The organism is Pararhodobacter zhoushanensis (assembly GCF_025949695.1).
Lineage (GTDB): Bacteria > Pseudomonadota > Alphaproteobacteria > Rhodobacterales > Rhodobacteraceae > Pararhodobacter > Pararhodobacter zhoushanensis_A.
Genome location: NZ_JAPDFL010000001.1, coordinates 268,965 through 286,448 on the forward strand (window position 1 = coordinate 268,965; position 17,484 = coordinate 286,448).

Annotated in this window: 16 protein-coding genes and 2 pseudogenes; 7 read left to right on the forward strand and 11 right to left on the reverse strand. The window is 67.7% G+C overall.

The annotated features are described in order from the left end of the window. Positions 1-5: 5 nt before the first annotated feature. The 7 genes from OKW52_RS01305 to OKW52_RS01335 all read left to right on the forward strand — a co-directional run bounded on the left by OKW52_RS01305 (position 6) and on the right by OKW52_RS01335 (position 6,668). Positions 6-161, forward strand: coding sequence for a hypothetical protein (locus tag OKW52_RS01305; protein WP_264504106.1), 156 nt, complete (start codon positions 6-8; stop codon positions 159-161). After that, positions 158-1,351 carry a benzoyl-CoA 2,3-epoxidase subunit BoxA gene (gene boxA, locus OKW52_RS01310; protein ID WP_264504107.1) on the forward strand — a complete coding sequence of 398 codons (1,194 nt, stop codon included), beginning with the start codon at positions 158-160 and terminating at the stop codon, positions 1,349-1,351. Before OKW52_RS01305 ends, boxA begins: the two co-directional genes overlap by 4 nt. Beyond that, a complete protein-coding gene (locus OKW52_RS01315) occupies positions 1,351-1,827 on the forward strand; it encodes an acyl-CoA thioesterase (RefSeq protein WP_264504108.1) in 477 nt (158 codons plus the stop codon). Before boxA ends, OKW52_RS01315 begins: the two co-directional genes overlap by 1 nt. Before the next feature lie 48 nt (positions 1,828-1,875). Continuing rightward, positions 1,876-2,793, forward strand: coding sequence for a helix-turn-helix transcriptional regulator (locus OKW52_RS01320; RefSeq protein WP_264504109.1), 918 nt, complete (start codon positions 1,876-1,878; stop codon positions 2,791-2,793). Further along, the gene (locus tag OKW52_RS01325) at positions 2,790-3,812 is read left to right on the forward strand and encodes a 3-hydroxyacyl-CoA dehydrogenase family protein (protein ID WP_264504110.1); all 1,023 of its coding nucleotides are present in this window, start codon (positions 2,790-2,792) and stop codon (positions 3,810-3,812) included. The genes OKW52_RS01320 and OKW52_RS01325 overlap by 4 nt, the downstream gene beginning before the upstream one ends. Before the next feature lie 24 nt (positions 3,813-3,836). Continuing rightward, positions 3,837-4,979: an amidohydrolase gene (locus tag OKW52_RS01330; RefSeq protein WP_264504111.1), complete on the forward strand. Its 1,143-nt coding sequence runs from the start codon at positions 3,837-3,839 to the stop codon at positions 4,977-4,979. Positions 4,980-5,210: 231 nt separating this feature from the next. After that, a complete protein-coding gene (locus OKW52_RS01335; RefSeq protein ID WP_264504112.1) occupies positions 5,211-6,668 on the forward strand; it encodes a cobyric acid synthase in 1,458 nt (485 codons plus the stop codon). A 112-nt stretch (positions 6,669-6,780) separates the two neighbouring features. Here the strand turns inward: OKW52_RS01335 and lpxK are convergent, their stop codons facing one another. The 11 genes and pseudogenes from lpxK to OKW52_RS01390 form a co-directional block, all read right to left on the reverse strand. Continuing rightward, positions 6,781-7,764 (reverse strand): tetraacyldisaccharide 4'-kinase, encoded by a 984-nt coding sequence (gene lpxK / locus OKW52_RS01340; protein ID WP_264504113.1) that lies wholly within the window; start codon positions 7,762-7,764, stop codon positions 6,781-6,783. Positions 7,765-8,476: 712 nt separating this feature from the next. Then, positions 8,477-8,866, reverse strand: a pseudogene (locus OKW52_RS01345) (glycosyltransferase N-terminal domain-containing protein); the annotation flags it as partial. Next, positions 8,866-9,678, reverse strand: coding sequence for an inositol monophosphatase family protein (locus OKW52_RS01350; protein ID WP_264504114.1), 813 nt, complete (start codon positions 9,676-9,678; stop codon positions 8,866-8,868). The pseudogene OKW52_RS01345 and the gene OKW52_RS01350, both read right to left, overlap by 1 nt. Further along, on the reverse strand, positions 9,665-11,002 hold the full coding sequence (locus OKW52_RS01355) for a TldD/PmbA family protein (protein ID WP_264504115.1): 1,338 nt from the start codon (positions 11,000-11,002) through the stop codon (positions 9,665-9,667). Before OKW52_RS01355 ends, OKW52_RS01350 begins: the two co-directional genes overlap by 14 nt. 162 nt (positions 11,003-11,164) lie before the next feature. Continuing rightward, entirely contained in the window at positions 11,165-12,337 is a 1,173-nt protein-coding gene (locus OKW52_RS01360) for an AMP-binding protein (protein WP_264504116.1), read from the reverse strand. Between the two features lie 241 nt (positions 12,338-12,578). After that, a pseudogene (locus OKW52_RS01365) lies at positions 12,579-12,953 on the reverse strand (AMP-binding protein); the annotation flags it as partial. Beyond that, positions 12,925-13,392, reverse strand: coding sequence for a MarR family winged helix-turn-helix transcriptional regulator (locus tag OKW52_RS01370; protein ID WP_264504117.1), 468 nt, complete (start codon positions 13,390-13,392; stop codon positions 12,925-12,927). The pseudogene OKW52_RS01365 and the gene OKW52_RS01370, both read right to left, overlap by 29 nt. A gap of 3 nt (positions 13,393-13,395) precedes the next feature. Beyond that, entirely contained in the window at positions 13,396-14,160 is a 765-nt protein-coding gene (locus tag OKW52_RS01375) for an SDR family NAD(P)-dependent oxidoreductase (protein WP_264504118.1), read from the reverse strand. Positions 14,161-14,294: 134 nt separating this feature from the next. Beyond that, on the reverse strand, positions 14,295-15,608 hold the full coding sequence (locus OKW52_RS01380; protein WP_264504119.1) for a TRAP transporter large permease: 1,314 nt from the start codon (positions 15,606-15,608) through the stop codon (positions 14,295-14,297). Next, a complete protein-coding gene (locus OKW52_RS01385) occupies positions 15,605-16,198 on the reverse strand; it encodes a TRAP transporter small permease (protein WP_264504120.1) in 594 nt (197 codons plus the stop codon). The genes OKW52_RS01380 and OKW52_RS01385 overlap by 4 nt, the downstream gene beginning before the upstream one ends. A gap of 147 nt (positions 16,199-16,345) precedes the next feature. Further along, positions 16,346-17,383 carry a TRAP transporter substrate-binding protein gene (locus OKW52_RS01390; protein WP_406622181.1) on the reverse strand — a complete coding sequence of 346 codons (1,038 nt, stop codon included), beginning with the start codon at positions 17,381-17,383 and terminating at the stop codon, positions 16,346-16,348. Between the last annotated feature and the right edge of the window lie 101 nt (positions 17,384-17,484).

Genomic DNA, 17,484 nt, shown 5'->3' on the forward strand with positions numbered 1-17,484 from the left:
GACCCATGCCCGCCACCCGCACCGCTCTGCCCCGCCCCGCCGCGCCGGCCAAGCGCCTGACCTGTCTCGACTGCCCCGATTGCACCGGCCCCTGCTGGAGCCGCTTCGAGCTGGCCTTCCTTCCCGAATCGGTGCTGCACCCCCGGACCCCGCGCGCATGAACAAGCCCCTCAAACAGCACCTGATCGACCCGGAAATCTGCATCCGCTGCTACACCTGCGAGATGACCTGCCCGGTCGAGGCGATCACCCATGACGACAACAACGTCGTCGTCGATGCCGAGAAATGCGATTTCTGCATGGATTGTATCCCGGTCTGTCCGACCGGCTCGATTGATGAGTGGCGCGTGGTCAACACGCCCTATTCGCTGGAAGAGCAGTTCAGCTGGGAAGACCTGCCCGCGCAGGGCGACGTCGGCACCTCTGCCGCCCAAGGCGGCAGCGTCGAGGCGCTGGATGACGCCATGGAGGCCCTGCTGGCCGAGGCCCACAAGGGCGCAGGCGGCAAATCCAAAGCCCCGGCCAGTGCCGCCAAGCCGACGGTCAACATGTATAACCTCGGCAAACCCGCCATTGCCAAGGTGCAGGGCAACTACCGTCTGACCAGCACCGAGAGCGGCTCGGATGTGCGCCACCTGATCCTTGAGTTCGGCGGCCAGCCCTTCCCGGTGCTTGAAGGCCAGTCGATCGGCATCATCCCGCCTGGGCTGGACGCCAACGGCAAGCCCCACCTGCCCCGGCTCTATTCCGTCTCAAGCCCGCGCGACGGCGAGCGGCCGAATTTCAACAACCTCTCGCTGACCGTGAAGCGTGAGGAACAAGGCCTGTGCTCGAATTACGTCTGCGATCTGAAGATCGGCGATGAGGTCAGGGTCACCGGCCCCTTCGGCGCGACCTTCCTGATGCCCGAAGACCCCGCCGCGCGCCTGCTTATGGTCTGCACCGGCACCGGTGCTGCGCCGTTCCGTGGCTTCACCATGCGCCGCCAACGCGCCGCTGCCGGGGCGAGTGGCGATATGGTCATGTTCTTTGGCGCCCGCGCGCCCGACAGCCTGCCCTATTTCGGCCCGCTCAACAAAGTGCCGGACCGTCTGCTGAAAAAGCATCTGGTGTTCAGCCGCATTCCCGGCGTGGAAAAGGAATACGTGCAAGACCGCATGATGGTCGAACAGGAGGTTGTCGCCAATCTGCTGGCCGATCCCAAGACCCATATCTACATCTGCGGTCTGCGCGGCATGGAGCAGGGCGTGGAACTGGCGTTCAAGAACATCGCCGAAAGCACCGGCCTGGGCTGGGAGGCGACCCGCGACGCCATGCGCGACGAGGGACGGTACCACGTCGAGACCTACTGATGCCTTACAGCCATGAGATCCGCGTCAGCTGGGGTGACTGCGACCCGGCCAGGATCGCCTATACCGCGCGCATTCCGGCATGGGCGCTGGAGGCGATCAACGGCTGGTGGGAGCATCATTTCGGCGGCGGCTGGTTCCAGATGGAGATGGACCACAATTTCGGCACGCCCTTCGTTCACATGAGCCTCGACTTCCGCCATCCGATCACGCCGCGCCACCGGCTGATCTGCGCTGTCGCACCGACCCGGCTGGGTGACACCTCGGTCGCGTGGCGGGTGATCGGGCGACAGGACGGGGCGGTGTGCTTTGAGGGCAGCTTCGTCTGCGTGTTCACCATCGCCGACCAGTTCCGCAAAGCCCCGCCCCCGAGGCCGTGCGCGCCCTGGTGCTCAAGCATCTGGAACCCCCGGCAGAATAGTGCAATCGCCCGCGCGTTTCGCAGGATGCCTATTGTTCGGCGGCAGGGCATCCCCTAAGCTTGTGCACTATTGTTCCCAAAACGGACGCCCCGAACGGACGCCCTGATGTCAGAGATCACGAACTTTCGCGGTGAAACCCTTGCCCCCGATTCCGCCACCCGGGACGAAGCCGCCGTGCGCGGGCTGATCCTGCGTGTCGGCGAACGGGTGCGCAAGGCGCGCGAGCTCAAGGGCATCCCGCGCCGGGTGCTGTCCGAGGTTTCAGGCGTCTCGCCGCGTTATCTGGCGCTTCTCGAAGCGGGGGACGGCAATATCTCCATCGGGCTATTGCAGCGCGTCGCCGATGCGCTGGACCACCGCATCGAATGGCTGGTCGGCGAGGATGACCCCTGGACCTCGGACGCGATGCGGATGAGCGAGCTCTATCGCGGTGCCTCGTCCGAGGTGCGCGCGAAGGTGCTCGACCTGCTCGCCCCCCAGCCCGAAGCCAGCGCCCGCCGCCACCGCATCGCGCTGATCGGGCTGCGCGGCGCGGGCAAATCCACGCTGGGCGCGCTGGCCGGCGAGACGCTGGGCATCCCCTTTGTCGAACTCAACCGCGAGATCGAGGATCAGGCAGGCATGCCGGTCAACGAGGTGATGGCCTTCTACGGACAGGAAGGCTACCGCCGCCTTGAAGCGCAGGCGATGAACCGCATCGTCGCCACGCATGACACGATGATTCTGGCCGTCGCGGGCGGCATCGTGTCCGAGCCCGAGACGTATAAGACCCTGCTGGCGCATTTTCACACCGTTTGGGTCAAGGCCAGCCCGGCCGAGCATATGGCGCGGGTGCGCGGGCAAGGCGACATGCGGCCGATGGCGGGAAATCCTGAAGCGATGGACCAGCTGAAATTCATCCTGACCAGCCGCGAGGCGCTTTATGATCAGGCGCGCGCCAAGCTGGACACCACCGGGCGCACGCTGGCCCAGTCGCAGGCCGATCTGCTGGCCCTGATCCGCGAGCGCGGGTTTCTGGATTGATCCCGCCGGGTGCGGCGCATCTGGCGCGGGTTCGCCAGCGGCTGGCGGTTGGCGCGCCGCTGGATCTGACCCGCGCGGCGGTCGCCGGGGGCAGCCCGCAGGCGCTGGCGCTTGCGGTCGCCTTGGCGGAAACCGGCGTTGCCGTCGTCCTGATCGAAGAAGACCGCTGGGACGTTGAACGCGCGCAGGACGCGCTGACGCGGGCGGGCAAAGGCTCCGGCATCACCTTGCACAGCGACCCGGCTGCGGCGGACGGGGCCGAAGCCGTGATCGAAGCCTCGGGCCGCGATGCGGGCCTGCGCGCGGCCCTGCTGGGTGGCATGGCGCGGGTGGCACCGGGGGCCTTGCTGGCCAGTCTCGGCCCCGGCGATCTGCGCGCCGACCTCCCCGCGCCGATTGCGCTGATCGACCAGCCGGGCGAGGGGGTGATCGAGATCCTCAACGGCTCGGACCTGCGCGCCGAAGGGCTGGCGCGACGGCTGGGGGCGCTGCCGGTGCGCGTGGAACGCTTCCTCGGTGCGGAACTGGTCGCGGCGCTTGAAGACGAGGCCGAGGCGCTGGTGTTCGAAGGCTCGACGCCCTGGGACATCGACGCAGCGGCAGAGGCGGTTGGTTTCGCCCTCGGCCCCTGCGCCGCGCAGGATCTGCGCGGGCTGGACCGCGCCTATGCACGCCACCGACTGACCGGCCACCCCCTGCCGGTCGTGGACCGCATGGTCCCCGAGGGTCGGCTGGGCCGCAAGGGCGGCGTCGGCTGGTATCGTTACCCGGGCGGCGGCGGGCGGGTGATCGACCCGCTGGTCGAGGATCTGGCCCGCGAAGAGGCCCATTTCGCGGGCGTGACCCCGCGCGCGATCAGCGACAGCGAGATCGCCGCGCGTTTGAGCAGAGCGCTGCTGCGAGCGGCAAAAGGGCTGGTGGCCGAGCCCGGCGTGATAGACCTGCTCTCGGTGCTGGCCTGCGGATTTCCGGCAGACACGGGCGGCGTGCTCTTCGCCGCGCAGCCACTGGACCTTTAGCGCCGCGCGCGGCAGGATGCCCGCATGACCCTGACAAACTCCGATATCCACGAGCTGACCGAGTTCCGCCGCGCCCTGCACCGGCGGCCCGAAGTCTCTGGCTTTGAAGCCGAAACCGCCCGCAGCGTCACCGCTGCGCTGCCTGCAGCCGATCTGGTGGTCACCGACCTTGGCGGGCATGGTGTGGCGGCGGTCTATGACAGCGGCCAGCCCGGCCCCACGGTGATGATCCGCAGCGAACTGGACGCGCTGCCGATCGTCGAGCTGGGCGATCTGCCCTATGCCAGCGAAACGCCGGGTGTGGCGCATCTGTGCGGGCATGACGGGCATTCGACCATCCTGCTGGGACTGGCCCGGCTTCTTGCGCGCAAACGGCCCGCGACGGGGCGCGTGGTGCTGCTGTTCCAACCGGCGGAAGAGGACGGCTCGGGCGCGGCAGCGGTGCTGGCCGACCCGCGCTTTGCCGGGATCGCCCCCGACTGGGCGCTGTCGCTGCACAACATGCCGGGCGTGGCGCTGGGGCGGGCGTGGCTGGCGGCTGGGCCGGCCAATTGCGCCTCGGCGGGGTTGCGCATCACGCTGACCGGCGGCACGGCGCATGCCTCGCTGCCCGAGACGGGGCGCGCCCCGACCCCGGCCCTGCCCGCACTGATCGACGGGCTGCGCGCGATGGGACCGGGCGGCGCGATGGGCGCAGGGTTCCGGCTGGCCACGATCACCCACCTGCGCATGGGCGAACCGGCCTTCGGCATCGCGCCCGGTGAGGCCGAACTGTGGGTCACCCTGCGCGGACTCTCGACCGAGGATCTGGACGCGTTGCTGACGCAGGCCCAAGACCTCGCGCGGGGTGAGGCAGAAGCGGCGGGGCTGGTGGTTGCCTTCTCGATCCACGACCGGTTCGAGGCCTGCACCAACCACCCCGACGCCACCGCCGTCCTCACCCGCGCGCTGGACGCACAGGGTATCGGCTATGACAACGGCGACATGCCGATGCGCGGCTCGGAAGACTTCGGTCGCTTCGGCGGAGCGGCGAAATCGGCGATGGTGTTTCTCGGGTCGGGCACCGATCATCCGGCCCTGCACACCCAGACCTATGACTTCCCCGACGCGCTGATCGCCCCGGGCGTCGCGATCTTCCACCACGCCATCACCGAGCTGCTGGGGTAGCACCAAGGCGAGGGGCTCCTCGCCCCTCGCGCTCCCCCGCCAGAGGAGGGGGCACGCCCCCTCCTCTGGACTCCTCCCGTGGATATTTTCAGACAGAAAATGAAACAAGGTTAACAAAGCCTTATCATCTGTCCTCAAATATCCTGGGGGTGAATGCGCGGAACGCGCAGAGGGGGGCTAGCCCCCTCCTTGCTCCCGCGTTAGGACTGGCGAAACCACCGGGGGCAAGCGATGGCAGCGACAGTGATGATCCAGGGTGCCGGTTCGAATGTCGGCAAGTCGCTGCTGGTCGCAGGCTTCGCGCGGGTGTTTGCCCGGCAGGGGCTGCGGGTTCGGCCGTTCAAGCCGCAGAACATGTCCAACAACGCCGCCGTAACGCCCGACGGGTTCGAGATCGGCCGGGCGCAGGCGTTGCAGGCGCTGGCTTGTGGCGTGGCGCCCGCGGTGGATATGAACCCGATCCTGCTCAAGCCCGAGTCCGACATCGGCGCGCAAGTCATCGTGCAGGGCCGGCGGTTCGCCACCTGCAAGGCGCGGGAGTATGCGGCGCTGAAGCCGCAGTTGATGGCGGCGGTGCTGGAGAGCTTTACGCGCTTGCAGGCTGAGGCCGATCTGGTGATCGTCGAGGGCGCGGGCAGTCCGGCGGAGGTCAATCTGCGCGCTGGCGACATTGCCAACATGGGGTTTGCGCAGGCCGCGCGGGTGCCGGTGGTGTTGACCGGCGATATCGACCGGGGCGGGGTGATCGCGCAGCTGGTGGGGACGCAGGCAGTGCTGGACCCGGCGGATACCGCGCTGATCAAGGGGTTTCTGATCAACAAGTTCCGGGGCGATCCGCGTCTTTTCGATGATGGCTATGCGCTGATTGCCGAACGCACAGGCTGGGCCGGTCTGGGCGTGTTGCCATGGTTCACGCAAGCCCACCGCCTGCCCGCCGAGGACGCTGCCGACTTGCGGCGCTCCGGCGGGACGGGTGGGTTTCGCATCGTCGTGCCGCAGCTCAGCCGGATCGCGAATTTTGACGATCTGGACCCGCTGATGGCCGAGCCGGGCGTCACGGTCGAGGTCATCGGACCAGGCCGGCCGCTGCCGGTCGAGGCGGATCTGATCCTCATCCCCGGCTCAAAATCCACCATTGCCGACCTGGCCTATTTCCGCGCGCAAGGCTGGGACATTGATCTGGCCGCCGCCCTGCGCCGGGGCGCACGGGTGCTGGGGCTTTGCGGCGGGTATCAGATGCTGGGGCGGCTGATCTCTGACCCCGAAGGGATCGAAGGCACGCCGGGGTCGGTAGCCGGGCTGGGGTTGCTGGACGTCGAGACCGTGATGACCGCAGAGAAGCGGGTGACGCTGACGCGGGCCGCCCATGTGGCCAGCGGTGCTGTGGCCGAGGGGTATGAGATCCACATCGGCCAGACCGACGGCCCGGACCGCGCGCGCCCGCTGTTCACCGTGGCCGGGGCTGCTGAGGGCGCGATGCGGGCCGACGGGCGGGTGATGGGCAGCTATCTGCACGGGATGTTCAGCGCTGACGGGTTCCGGGCGGCGTTCCTGCGCAGTCTTGGGGCCGAGGGGGGCGGCGTGTCTTATGACGCAGGTGTCGAGGCGGCGCTGGAGGCCTTGGCGGACCATCTGGAGGAATACGCCGATTGCGCGGGGTTGCTGCGTATCGCGCGGGCGGGGGTGTAGGGATGGTAATGTGTGGGGACGGTGGGGTGAAACCCCACCCTACACACGCGCGATAGGGTGCGAGCGCTCGCGGGTTTGCGGGCCCGTAGGGTGGGGTTTCACCCCACCAATGTCAGAGACGCAAGGTCCGCAGCAGCCCCGCTTCATCGTCGATCCGCAGCCGCACGGGCAGCGTGAGCACCTGACGGCGCGCGTCGAGCGGCAGGCGGACGGCGTCTTTCTCGGTCGTCACCAGCTGGGCGCGTTCGCGGCGGGCCTCGGCCTCGAGCCTTGCGAAAAGTGCCGGTGTCAGGGGTTGGTGGTCGTCCAGCGCCTGTGTGCGCACCACATCCGCCCCCGTCGCGCGCAACGTGTCGAAGAATTTGCCCGGACGCCCGATCCCGGCGAAGGCCAGCGCCCGCAGGCCAGCCCACGTCATCCCGGTGTTCAGCGGCTCAAGCGATCCGGTGAACAGCGGCACCGATCCCAGTGCCCTTCCCCACTGCGCCGCGAACCGCGCCTGTGCCGCCGCATCGCCAATCGCCAGCACCGCCTGCGCGCGGGCCAGCCCGGCGCCGACCGGCTCGCGCAACGGCCCTGCGGGAATGCAGCGCGCGTTGCCAAATCCGACGGCGGCATCGACCACCACAACCGAGGCACTTTTCACCACGCCGGGGTTCTGGAACCCGTCGTCCAGCAGGATGACCTGCGCGCCGTCCGTTTCGGCCGCCTGCACGCCCAGCGCGCGGTCCTTGGCCACCCAGACCGGCCCGAAAGCGGCCATCAGCAGCGGCTCGTCGCCGACATCCGCCGCCTTGTGCTGGCGCTCGTCGACCCGCACAGGCCCCTCCAGCCGCCCGCCATAGCCGCGCGACACGACCTGCGCCGCCACCCCGCGCGCGGCCAGTGCCTGCATCAGCGCGATGACCGTCGGCGTCTTGCCGGTGCCGCCTGCGTTCAGATTGCCGATGCAGATCACCGGCACCCCGGCGCTGTGACCGGGTTGCGCCACGCGCCGCGCCGTCGCCCGCGCATAGAGCCAGCCCACAGGGGCCAGAAGCCGGGCCTGCCAGCCGGGCCGCTCGGGCGGGTTGGTCCAGAACGCCGGTGCCTTCATGCGCCCCCCGGTTCAGCGTCAGCCAGTCGCAGATCGCGCGGGTCACGGTCCATGTTGCATCGCTGCCATCGGTCGCGAGGGTCCAGGCGCGCAGTGCCGCGTCGGCCCCGGCTTCGGGCGACAGAAAGGCGCTGACGGCGGGACCGAGGTCCGAGGCGGTCTCGATCTGCCGCCCGCCACCATGCTGGCGCAGCGGGTCCAGAAACGCGCGGGTCGAAGCCGTGGCATGCGGCCCGAACACCAGCGCCGACCCCAACGCGGCTGCGGTGACCGGCGAAGGCGTACCGGCGCCCTTGGTCAGCGAGCCGCCCAGATAGGCGACCGGCGCAAGGCGCAGGAACAGGCCGGGATCGTCGCCTGCATCGGCGACATAGACCTGCGTCGTCTCGTCGATCTGATCTTCATTCGAGCGCAGCGCCTGCGCAAAGCCGACCTCATTGGCGCGATGCGCCATATGGGCGCCCTGCGCGACATCGCGCGGTTGCAGGATCATCAACAACCGGTGCGCCCGGCGCAGGGCGTGGGAATGGGCCAGCAGCGCGGTGTCCAGCTCGGCCAGCGGCAGGTCTTGGGCCAACCAGACCGGGCGCGTGCTGACCTCGTCGCGCAGCGCGTCCAGCTCGAGCACATTGCAGCCCGGCACGGCTGCATGGCGCGCCAGGCGTCCCGTCTCCAGCACCGGCACCGCGCCGCGCACCGTGCGGGCAATCGTCGCCGCGCTTTGCGCGTCGCGGGCGTGGATCTGGCAGAACTGCGCCAGAACGCCGCGCAGATGCCCCGGCAGGATCCGCCAGCGCCCCGAGGTTACCGTGCTCTGCGCGTCCACAAGCATCAGCGATACGCCGCGCGCTCTGGCGCGTTCGATCAACGGCACCGGAAGCGTGGTCCCGGCGAGCACGATCAGGCGGGTCGGAAAATGGTCAAGCTGTGCGTCGATCGACCGCGGATCGTCGCCCGGTCCGGGGTTCAGCGCATCGCCGCTGACAAAGAGGCGCGGGCCTTCGGGTTGATCGTCCAGTTGTTCGGCCAGCACATGCAGCGCCGGGGCCAGTCCGGGATCGGTGGTGTGCAGCCAGACCCCGCCAGAGCGTCCTGCAGGCATCACGCCGCCCCTTGGGGCGCGGTGAGGCCCGCCATCAACCCGGCATGGACGGCGGGCCCGGCGGCGACCACGCCGGGGTTGCGCGCTTCGGCCCGGTTGAAGCGCAGCGGCTGGCCGTGGCGGTCGGTGATCACCGCGCCCGCCTCGGTCGCGATCAGCGCGGCCCCGGCGATATCCCAGTCCCAGCTGTCCCGGATCGTCACCAGCGCGTCAAAGCGCCCCTCGCCCACCAGCGCCAGCCGCCAGGCCGGCGAGGGGCGGAACTCGCGTTTGATCGCGGGCACGCCACCGGGCCAGTGTACCGGGTCCATCGCCGGGCGGGTGATCAGCACATGCGCGCCGTCAACATCGGCGCGCGCGCTGGCTGATATCGGCACGCCGTTCAGCGTTGCCCCGCCGCCCCGCCGCGCCGCATAGGTCAGCGCAAGCATCGGCAGATAGACCACGGCAGCGACCGGCTGCCCCTTGTGGATCACCGCCAGCGCATGGGCAAAGCCCGGCTGACCGTCGATGAAGGCGCGGGTGCCATCGATGGGGTCGATGACAAAGCAGGTCTCGTGGCCCAGCCGCGACAGGTCGCCCAGCGGGTTGCTTTCCTCGGACAGCCAGCCATAGCCGGGGCGCGCCGCGGTGAGCACGCTGTGCAGCTGGGCGTTGACCGCAAGGTCAGCCTCGGTCACCGGACCCTGCCCGTCGCCCTTGTCCCAGACCCTGGCGTCGTTGCGATAGTACCGCTCGGCGATCTTGCCAGCGGCCAGCGCGGCCTCGGTCAGCAGCGCCAGATCATCTTTGTAAGCGTCATGCGCCTGCAATCGTCAGGCCCTCGACCAGCAGCGACGGCACCAGCGTCGACAGATGCGCGCGGGCGTCATTGGCAGCCGTCAGACGCATCAGCATGTCGCGCAGGTTGCCCGCGATGGTGCATTCATTGACCGGATAGGCGATCTGGCCGTTCTCCACCCAAAAGCCCGACGCGCCGCGCGAATAATCCCCGGTCGTTGCGTTGATCGTCGACCCGATCAGCGAGGTGATCAGCAACCCGGTGCCCATGTCGCGGATCAGATCCTCGCGGCTGGCGGTGCCGGGGGTCAGCGCGAGGTTCGAAAGGCTGGGCGACGGCGGGGCCGAAGGACCGCGCGCGGCGTTGCCGGTGCTCTGCATGCCCAGCTTGCGGGCGGTGGCAAGGTCCAGCACCCAGCCCTGCAACACGCCGTCCTGCACCCAGACACGGCGCTGGGTCGGCAGGCCCTCGGCGTCGAAGACGCGGGTGCCGCCGATGCGCGGGCGGTGGGGGTTTTCGGTCAGATCAAAGCCAGCGGGCAGCACAGGTTTGCCCATCGAATCGCGCAGCCAGCTGGCCCCGCGCGCGATGGCGCTGCCGTTGATGGCCGAGGTCAGGTGACCGATCAGCGACGCGGCGACCCGCTCGTCATAAAGCACCGGAAACGCGCCCGACGGCGGTTTGCGGCTGCCCGCACGGGCGGCGGTGCGCGCGCCAGCCAGCTGGCCGATGCTTTCGGGGCTGGGCAGATCGGCCTGAAAGACGCGGCCCTCCGAGGCCCAGTCACGTTCCATCGCCGTACCCGTCCCAGTGATGGCGACGCAGGCGGTGTGGCGCGAGGACCGCTCATAGCCCCCGGCGAACCCGTTCGAGGCGGCCAGATGGATCGTGCGGTGCGAATAGCTGGCGCTGGATTGGTCGATCTGGCTGATGCCGGGCATGGCGCGCGCGGCGGCCTCGGCCCGGCGGGCGTCGTCTTCCAGCGCGGCGGGGTCGGGCTCGGGCGCGGGGTCGTGCAGCTCGAAGCCCTCGGCATCGCGGCGGGCGCTCAGTTGATCAGGATCGGCCAGCCCGGCGTGCGGGTCTTCGGGCGCTTCGCGGGCCATGGCGACGGCGCGCTCGGCCATGGTGGCCAGCGTCTCGGGCTTGGCATCCGAGGACGACACGCAGGCCTGCCGCTTGCCGATCAACACGCGCAGGCCGATGTCCAGCCCTTCAGCCCGCTCGGCATGCTCCAGACGCCCTTCGCGCACGTCGATGGAAACCGCCGTACCTTCGATCACCAGCGCATCGGCGCTGTCGGCCCCGGCCTTGCGGGCGGCGGCGAGAAGGGCTTGGGCGAGATCTGCGGACATGGGCTTGGGCCTGTGCTGTAAGGGTTGAGCAGACTTAGCGCCATGCGGGTGCAAAGGAAACCCGGGTTAGGGTCACAGAGGGGTGCGGGGTGGCCAAGGACGGTGCGGTGAAACCGCACCCTACAGCGTTGGCGTAAGGTGCGGTTTCACCGCACCCTCCGTTCACACCACAATCGTCGCCGCGTCGCCGTTATCGTAGAGCCGCGCCACCAGCCCCGCGCGCCGCAGCAACAGCTTGCGGAAGTTGAGGTTGCCCTTGGCGGTGATCTCGCCCTCGGCCATCGAGGGCGGCTCGGCCATCACCATCGCCCGGCGGATCGCCTGCGCCGAGCCCTCGGCCGCGTCCGGTTTCAGCCGCCGCGCGATCTCGGCCGCCTGCGCGACGATCAGCGCACCACCGGCCTCCTCGGCCCCCTTGGCCAGACCCGGCAACGGGATGATCAGCACACCGACCTCGGACCGGTCGGCCCCCGTGATCACCACGTCCTGCGCCAGACCCTTGAGCTTGGCCAGCACCTCAAGCCGCAGCCCCGCAGCGCGGACCCATGTCCCGGTGATCAACTTGAACTCCTCGGAAATCCGCCCGTCGAATTTCAAGCCCTTGTTCATATCCCCCGGCTCGACGAATTTCATCGCGTCGCCGGTGATGAAATAGCCTTCGTCGTCAAAGGCTTCGGCGGTCTTTTCGGCGTCGTGCAGATAGCCCGGCGTGATCGTGTCGCCCTTGACGCGGACCTCGAACCTTGTGTCATCCTCCGCCGGAACCAGCTTGACCGTCACGCCCGGCAGCGGCACGCCGATGATGCCGGACTGGTGGGTGAACTCGTGCTGCAACAGCGCGGCGGGAGCGGTTTCGGTCAGGCCCCAGCTGGAGTTGAACAGCGGCATCTCGCCGCGCACTTCGCGCGCCATGGCTTCCAGATCAGCCCAGATGTCCTGTGGCAGCGACGCCCCGGCATAGAACAGCATGTCGAGGTTCTGGAAATACTGCCGCTTGAGCGTCTCGTCCTGCTGCATCGCGTCGCGCAGCACGGCAAACCCGACCGGCACGTTGAACGCGATACTGGGCGAGACCATGCGCAGGTTGTCCAGCGTGTGCTGCGCCAGCGCGGGTGTCGGCTTGCCGTTGTCGATATAGAACGTGCCGCCGTTCGACAGTACCAGATTGAAGTTATGCGAGCCGCCGAACACATGGTTCCACGGCAGCCAGTCGAGCAGCACCAGCGGCTTGTCGGCCACAAAGGGCAGCGCGGCTTTCAACTGCGCCTGATTGGTGGTCATCATCCGCTGCGTGGTCAGCACCCCCTTGGGGTGCGAGGTCGAGCCCGAGGTCATCAGGTATTTCGCCACCGTATCGGGCGTGACCGCTGCGTTCAGCGCCGAGACATCGCCGCGCCCTTTGAGCAGCGAGATCGAAGAGTGTTTCGCCCGCAGCGCCGCCCATGCTCACCAGTTTCTCGACGCCCTCGAACACCGGCAGCGCCAGCGCCGTGCCGTAGCGCGCGGCATCATCGGCAAAGACAATGCGCGGTTGGATCACGCTGGCGATGCGTTCCAGCACCGGATGCGCGCCGGGGATCAGCGCGTATTGCTCGGCCACCGGCACGGTCGGTACGCCGATATACTGCGCGGCCAGCGTCAGCAGGCCATGGTCCACGCCGTTGCCGCTAACGATCAGGATCGGCGTCTGTGCCCCCATCCCGCGTTCAGCCAGCGAGGCGGCGATGGCGCGCACCATCTCCAGCGCCTGCGCATAGGTAACCTCGCGCCAGCCTGCGCCCGAGCGTTCGGCCAGAAACACCCGGTCGGGCGCGGCGGCGGCCCAGTCCACCAGCCAGTCGGTCGTGCGGCAAGCAATCGGGCCCAGCGCCAGCCCGCTGGTCAGCAGGATCGAACCGTCCGGGCGGTCTTGCCGGCGCGCGTCATGGGCGCGGTATTTCTGATGGGTCATCGGATGTCCTCCCGTTCAATTCGATCTGCCGCAGGGCGCGGTGCAAGGCGGCGACCTCCTCGTCGCTCAAACCCCGCGTCATGCGTGTGTCGTGCCCGTTGACCGCCGCAGTGGCCTGTTCGCACAGGCGCTTTCCCTTGGGCGTGGCGGTCAGTTCATAGGCGCGCCGGTCGTCCGGCGCGCGGATGCGTGTGACCAGCTCGGCCTCTTCCAGATCATCGAGGATCAGCACCAGATTGGGCCGTTCGATCATCAGAATCTCGGCCAGCCGCGTCTGGCGCAGGCCCGGATTGTCGCGGATGACAACCAGGGTCGAATAGGTCGTCATCCGCAGGCCAAACCCCGCCAGCACGATGCCCAGATCGCCCAGCACCACATTGAGCGCGCGTTTCATGTCATAGCCGATGAAGGCGCGCAGGGTGCGGTCAGACGAAGCCATATCTTAGCGCGGGGGCAGACGGGTGGCGCCGTCCAGACGGATCGTGGTGCCGTTCAGATAGGGGTTCTCGACAATCTGCGCGACCATCAGCCCGTATTCCGACGGATCGCCCAGCCGGTCAGGAAAGGGCACATTGGCGACGATCTTGGCGGTGGTTTCGGGCGGCAGGCTTTCCATCATCGGCGTGTTGAACAGCCCCGGCGCAATGGCCATCACCCGGATGCCCGACTGCGCCAGTTCGCGCGCGGCGGGCAGGCACATGCTGGCGATCCCGCCCTTGGACGCGGCATAGGCCGCCTGACCCACCTGCCCGTCCTGCCACGCGGCCGAGGCGGTGTTGATCACCACGCCACGCTCGCCGCCCTCAAGCGGCTCTTGCGCCTGCATGCCCTTCACGGCGTGCGACATGACAATGTAGCTGCCGATCAGGTTGACCCGGATCACGCGCTCGAACAGGTCGATGGACATCTTGCCCTCGCGCCCGACGATCCGCGCGGCAAGGCCGATCCCGGCGCAGTTGACGGCGACGCGGGGCATGCCGCCCCAGGCATCCTGCACCGTGGCAAAGGCAGCCTCGACCGCAGCGGCGTCGCCGACATCGGCCTGCACGCCCAGACCGCCGATGCTGGCGGCGACCGCGCCGGCCTTGGCGCCATCATAATCAAGCACCACGACCTTGGCGCCGCGCCCGGCCAGAAGGCGGGCTGTCGCCTCGCCCAGCCCGCTGCCGCCACCGGTGACCAGTGCGATCTGTCCCTCAAGGCGCATGATGGTTCCCTCCCGAAATCAACCTGCTTATTCGTTACATGACATAACGGTTTAATCTGTCAATCCTTGGCGTGCGCCGGTACGAAAATGGGGGCCAGAAGGCCCCCATTCAGTTCCGTCAGCGCTGCGGTGCATCACGGTATCAAGAACAGCGTGATCGCCGGGAAGGCCACCAGAATCGCCACCCGCACCATGTCCGACAGCACAAAGAACGAGACCGCCTTGTAGGTCGAGGTCATCGGCGTCGCGCGGTCCATGGCGTTGATGATGAACAGGTTCATCCCCACGGGCGGTGTTATCAACCCGGTCTCGACCACGATCAGCACCAGAATGCCGAACCAGATGGCGACGTGTTCCTGCGACATGCCGAAATCGAGCGCCATCATCATCGGGAAGAAGATCGGCACGGTCAGCAGGATCATCGACAGGCTGTCCATGACACAGCCCAGCGCCAGATAGATCAGCAAGATCAGCACCAGCACCATCACCGGGGCCAGCCCAAGGCCGAGCACCCATTCGCTGAGCGCCTGCGGCACCCGCGTGCGGGCCAGAAAGCCGTTATAGAAGGCCGCGCCGAAGACGATGAAGAAGATCATCGCGGTCGAGCGGGCGGTCGAGGTGAAGCTTTCCAGCAGCGTTCTGAAGTTCAGCCCCCGGTTGGCCAGCGCGATCAACCCCGTGCCCAGCGCGCCGACAGCCGCGCCTTCGGTCGGAGTGAAGACGCCGCCATAGATGCCGCCGACCACCGCCAGAAACACCACCAGTACCGGCCAGACCCCCAGCAGCAGGCGGAAGCGGTCGGGCCAGTTGATCCGCTCGGCGGTGCCGGCGCGGTTGGGATAGAGGCGCACATAGATCGAGATGACGATCATGTAGCCGATCGCGGCCAGAATGCCCGGCGCGAAGGCGGCGAGGAACAGCTTGGCGATGTTCTGCTCGGCAAGGATCGCATAGATCACCAGCACGACCGAGGGCGGGATCAGGATGCCCAGCGTGCCGCCTGCGGCCAGCAGGGCGGTCGAGATCCCGCCGTCATAGCCAAAGCGCTTGAGTTCGGGCAGGGCGACGCGGCCCATGGTCGCCGCCGTCGCCAGCGACGAGCCGCAAATCGCGCCGAAGCCCGCGCAGGACGCCACGGCAGCAATGCCGACGCCGCCCTTTCGGTGCCCGACAAAGGCCGCCGCGGCCTTGAACAGCGCCGAGGACATGCCGCCGATGGTGGCGAAATACCCCATCAGCAGAAACATCGGCACCACGGCCAGCGCCTCACTGGCAAAGGTCGAATAGGCCGCATTCTTGAGTTGTGCCAAGGGGATGCGGCTTGAGCCGTCAATGATCCAGTAACCGCAGAAGCCGGTCACGAACATCGACAAGCCGATGGGTACGCGGACAAAGATCAGCCCCAGCAGGACCGGAAAGGACAGGATACCGATTGCGAGGTTGCTCAATGGTCTGCTCCGGCGGCTGAGAGGATGGTGTGTCTGGTGACCGCCTCGGCCACGCGAACAAGCGCCACATAGACGCCAATGGCGGCGGTGATCACGGCGGGCACAAGGGCCGCGGCGTAGTTCCACCACAGGGGATATTGCAGCAGGAACGTCGTCGACCGGCGGCGGGCAAGGGTGTTCATCCCGTCGTAGAGCTGCACCGCAATCAGAACCAGAACGCCCGCGAAAAGGATTTCGATGAACACTTGCAGCCAGCGGCGCTGGTTGTCGCTCAGGCCCGAGGTGAAGACATCCACCGTGGCGTGCCCGGCGGTGATCTGACACCAGCCCAGAAAGCAGAACACGCTGACAGCCAGCCCTGCGACAAGGAATTCATAATCGCCGAAGATCGGCCCGACCCCGGCATCCAGCAGCGACCGCGCGACATCGGGCATGGTTTCCTGCATCCAGGCAGAATGCAGCACATCCGACGCTTCGCGGCCCAGAATGGACAGGCAGAGCATCAGTACCAGCGCTGTCAGCAAGGCACCGCCGACAACTGCCATGGTCCAGGCAAGCCCGTAAAAGATCTTGTGGATCGTCTTGAACATTGTCCCTCTTCCCTGGATGACCGGTTGATCCGGCGTCTTGGGGCCGGCGCGCGGGTCAGACTGCGCTGTCCACGGACCGTTGTCTTGTTTGTGAGAGGGGCGCGGCCTGTCGGCCACGCCCCATCGTCTTTGCGCAATGGATGCCGCTTAGTTCGCAGCCTCGTAGTCAGACATCAGCTGGCGGGCTTCGTCGATCAGGGCCTGACCGTCGATGCCGCGACCGTTCATGTCTTCAACCCAGGTTGCATACAGCGGCTGGACCACCTCCACCCATTCCTGCGCATCGGCTTCGGACACGGTGACGATGTTGTTGCCCAGATCGACAGCGACCTGACGCGCCGGACCGTCAGCATCGGCTTGCGTGCCGCCCGCGAAGATCGAGAACTCGAGCCCCGAGTTGTTGTCGATGACTTCCTGCAGATCGGCGGGCAGCGAATCGTAGGTGTCCTGGTTCATTGCGAACGAGAACGTCAGCACATACAGCGCCGGACCTTCGATTTCGGTGTGGTTGTGCACCAGTTCGGACACGTGCAGCGCCGAGGTCACTTCCCACGGGATCGTCGTGCCGTCGATGACGCCGCGCGACAGGGCCTCGGGCACGCCCGACACTGGCAGACCGACGGCTTCGGCACCCACCAGCGCCAGCAGATCGTTCACGCCACGCGACCCGCCGCGGATTTTCATCCCTTGCAGATCGGACGGGTGCACGATCGGGCGGTTGGTGTGGAACATGCCCGGGCCGTGAACCCACATGGCCAGCATGTGCACGCCGGCGAAATCTTCCTGCATGTGCTCTTCATACATCGTCCACAGCGCGGACGAGGCAGCGCGGGCATCCGACACCATGAACGGCAGTTCGAACACTTCGGTCTGCGGGAAGCGGCCCGGCGTGTAGCCGTTCACCGTCCAGATGATGTCGGCAATGCCGTCCATCGCCTGATCCATCAGTTCCGGCGGGGTGCCGCCCAGCGCCATCGAGGCGTAACGCTCGATCTCGATCCGGCCGCCCGAGTCGCGCTCGACGTTGTCAGCCCAGACATCCAGCACGTCCCGCGGGACGTTGGCCTGCGCCGGCAGGAACTGGTGCATGCGCAGGGTGAATTCCTGCGCCGTCGCAGCCCCGGTGGTCAGCGCCGCAATTGCGGTCGCCCCCATGAGGCCGAGAAGCGTGGTACGTTTCGTCATGTGATCTCCTCCCTAGAGTCTCAGATGGCACTATCTTGCATCAGATTGCACAAGAAGCATTTTGTTGCCAATACTTGTTGGCACAAGTCGCCGTTTCAGGC

Bases quoted from the DNA above. Each gene is read 5' to 3' on its own strand.
- OKW52_RS01305 (WP_264504106.1), top strand. From the start codon at position 6: ATGCCCGCCACCCGCACCGCTCTGCCCCGCCCCGCCGCGCCGGCCAAG.
- boxA (WP_264504107.1), top strand. From the start codon at position 158: ATGAACAAGCCCCTCAAACAGCACCTGATCGACCCGGAAATCTGCATC.
- OKW52_RS01315 (WP_264504108.1), top strand. From the start codon at position 1,351: ATGCCTTACAGCCATGAGATCCGCGTCAGCTGGGGTGACTGCGACCCG.
- OKW52_RS01320 (WP_264504109.1), top strand. From the start codon at position 1,876: ATGTCAGAGATCACGAACTTTCGCGGTGAAACCCTTGCCCCCGATTCC.
- OKW52_RS01330 (WP_264504111.1), top strand. From the start codon at position 3,837: ATGACCCTGACAAACTCCGATATCCACGAGCTGACCGAGTTCCGCCGC.
- OKW52_RS01335 (WP_264504112.1), top strand. From the start codon at position 5,211: ATGGCAGCGACAGTGATGATCCAGGGTGCCGGTTCGAATGTCGGCAAG.
- lpxK (WP_264504113.1), bottom strand. From the start codon at position 7,764: ATGAAGGCACCGGCGTTCTGGACCAACCCGCCCGAGCGGCCCGGCTGG.
- OKW52_RS01355 (WP_264504115.1), bottom strand. From the start codon at position 11,002: ATGTCCGCAGATCTCGCCCAAGCCCTTCTCGCCGCCGCCCGCAAGGCC.
- OKW52_RS01360 (WP_264504116.1), bottom strand. From the start codon at position 12,337: ATGACCTCGGGCTCGACCTCGCACCCCAAGGGGGTGCTGACCACGCAG.
- OKW52_RS01370 (WP_264504117.1), bottom strand. From the start codon at position 13,392: ATGGCTTCGTCTGACCGCACCCTGCGCGCCTTCATCGGCTATGACATG.
- OKW52_RS01375 (WP_264504118.1), bottom strand. From the start codon at position 14,160: ATGCGCCTTGAGGGACAGATCGCACTGGTCACCGGTGGCGGCAGCGGG.
- OKW52_RS01385 (WP_264504120.1), bottom strand. From the start codon at position 16,198: ATGTTCAAGACGATCCACAAGATCTTTTACGGGCTTGCCTGGACCATG.
- OKW52_RS01390 (WP_406622181.1), bottom strand. From the start codon at position 17,383: ATGACGAAACGTACCACGCTTCTCGGCCTCATGGGGGCGACCGCAATT.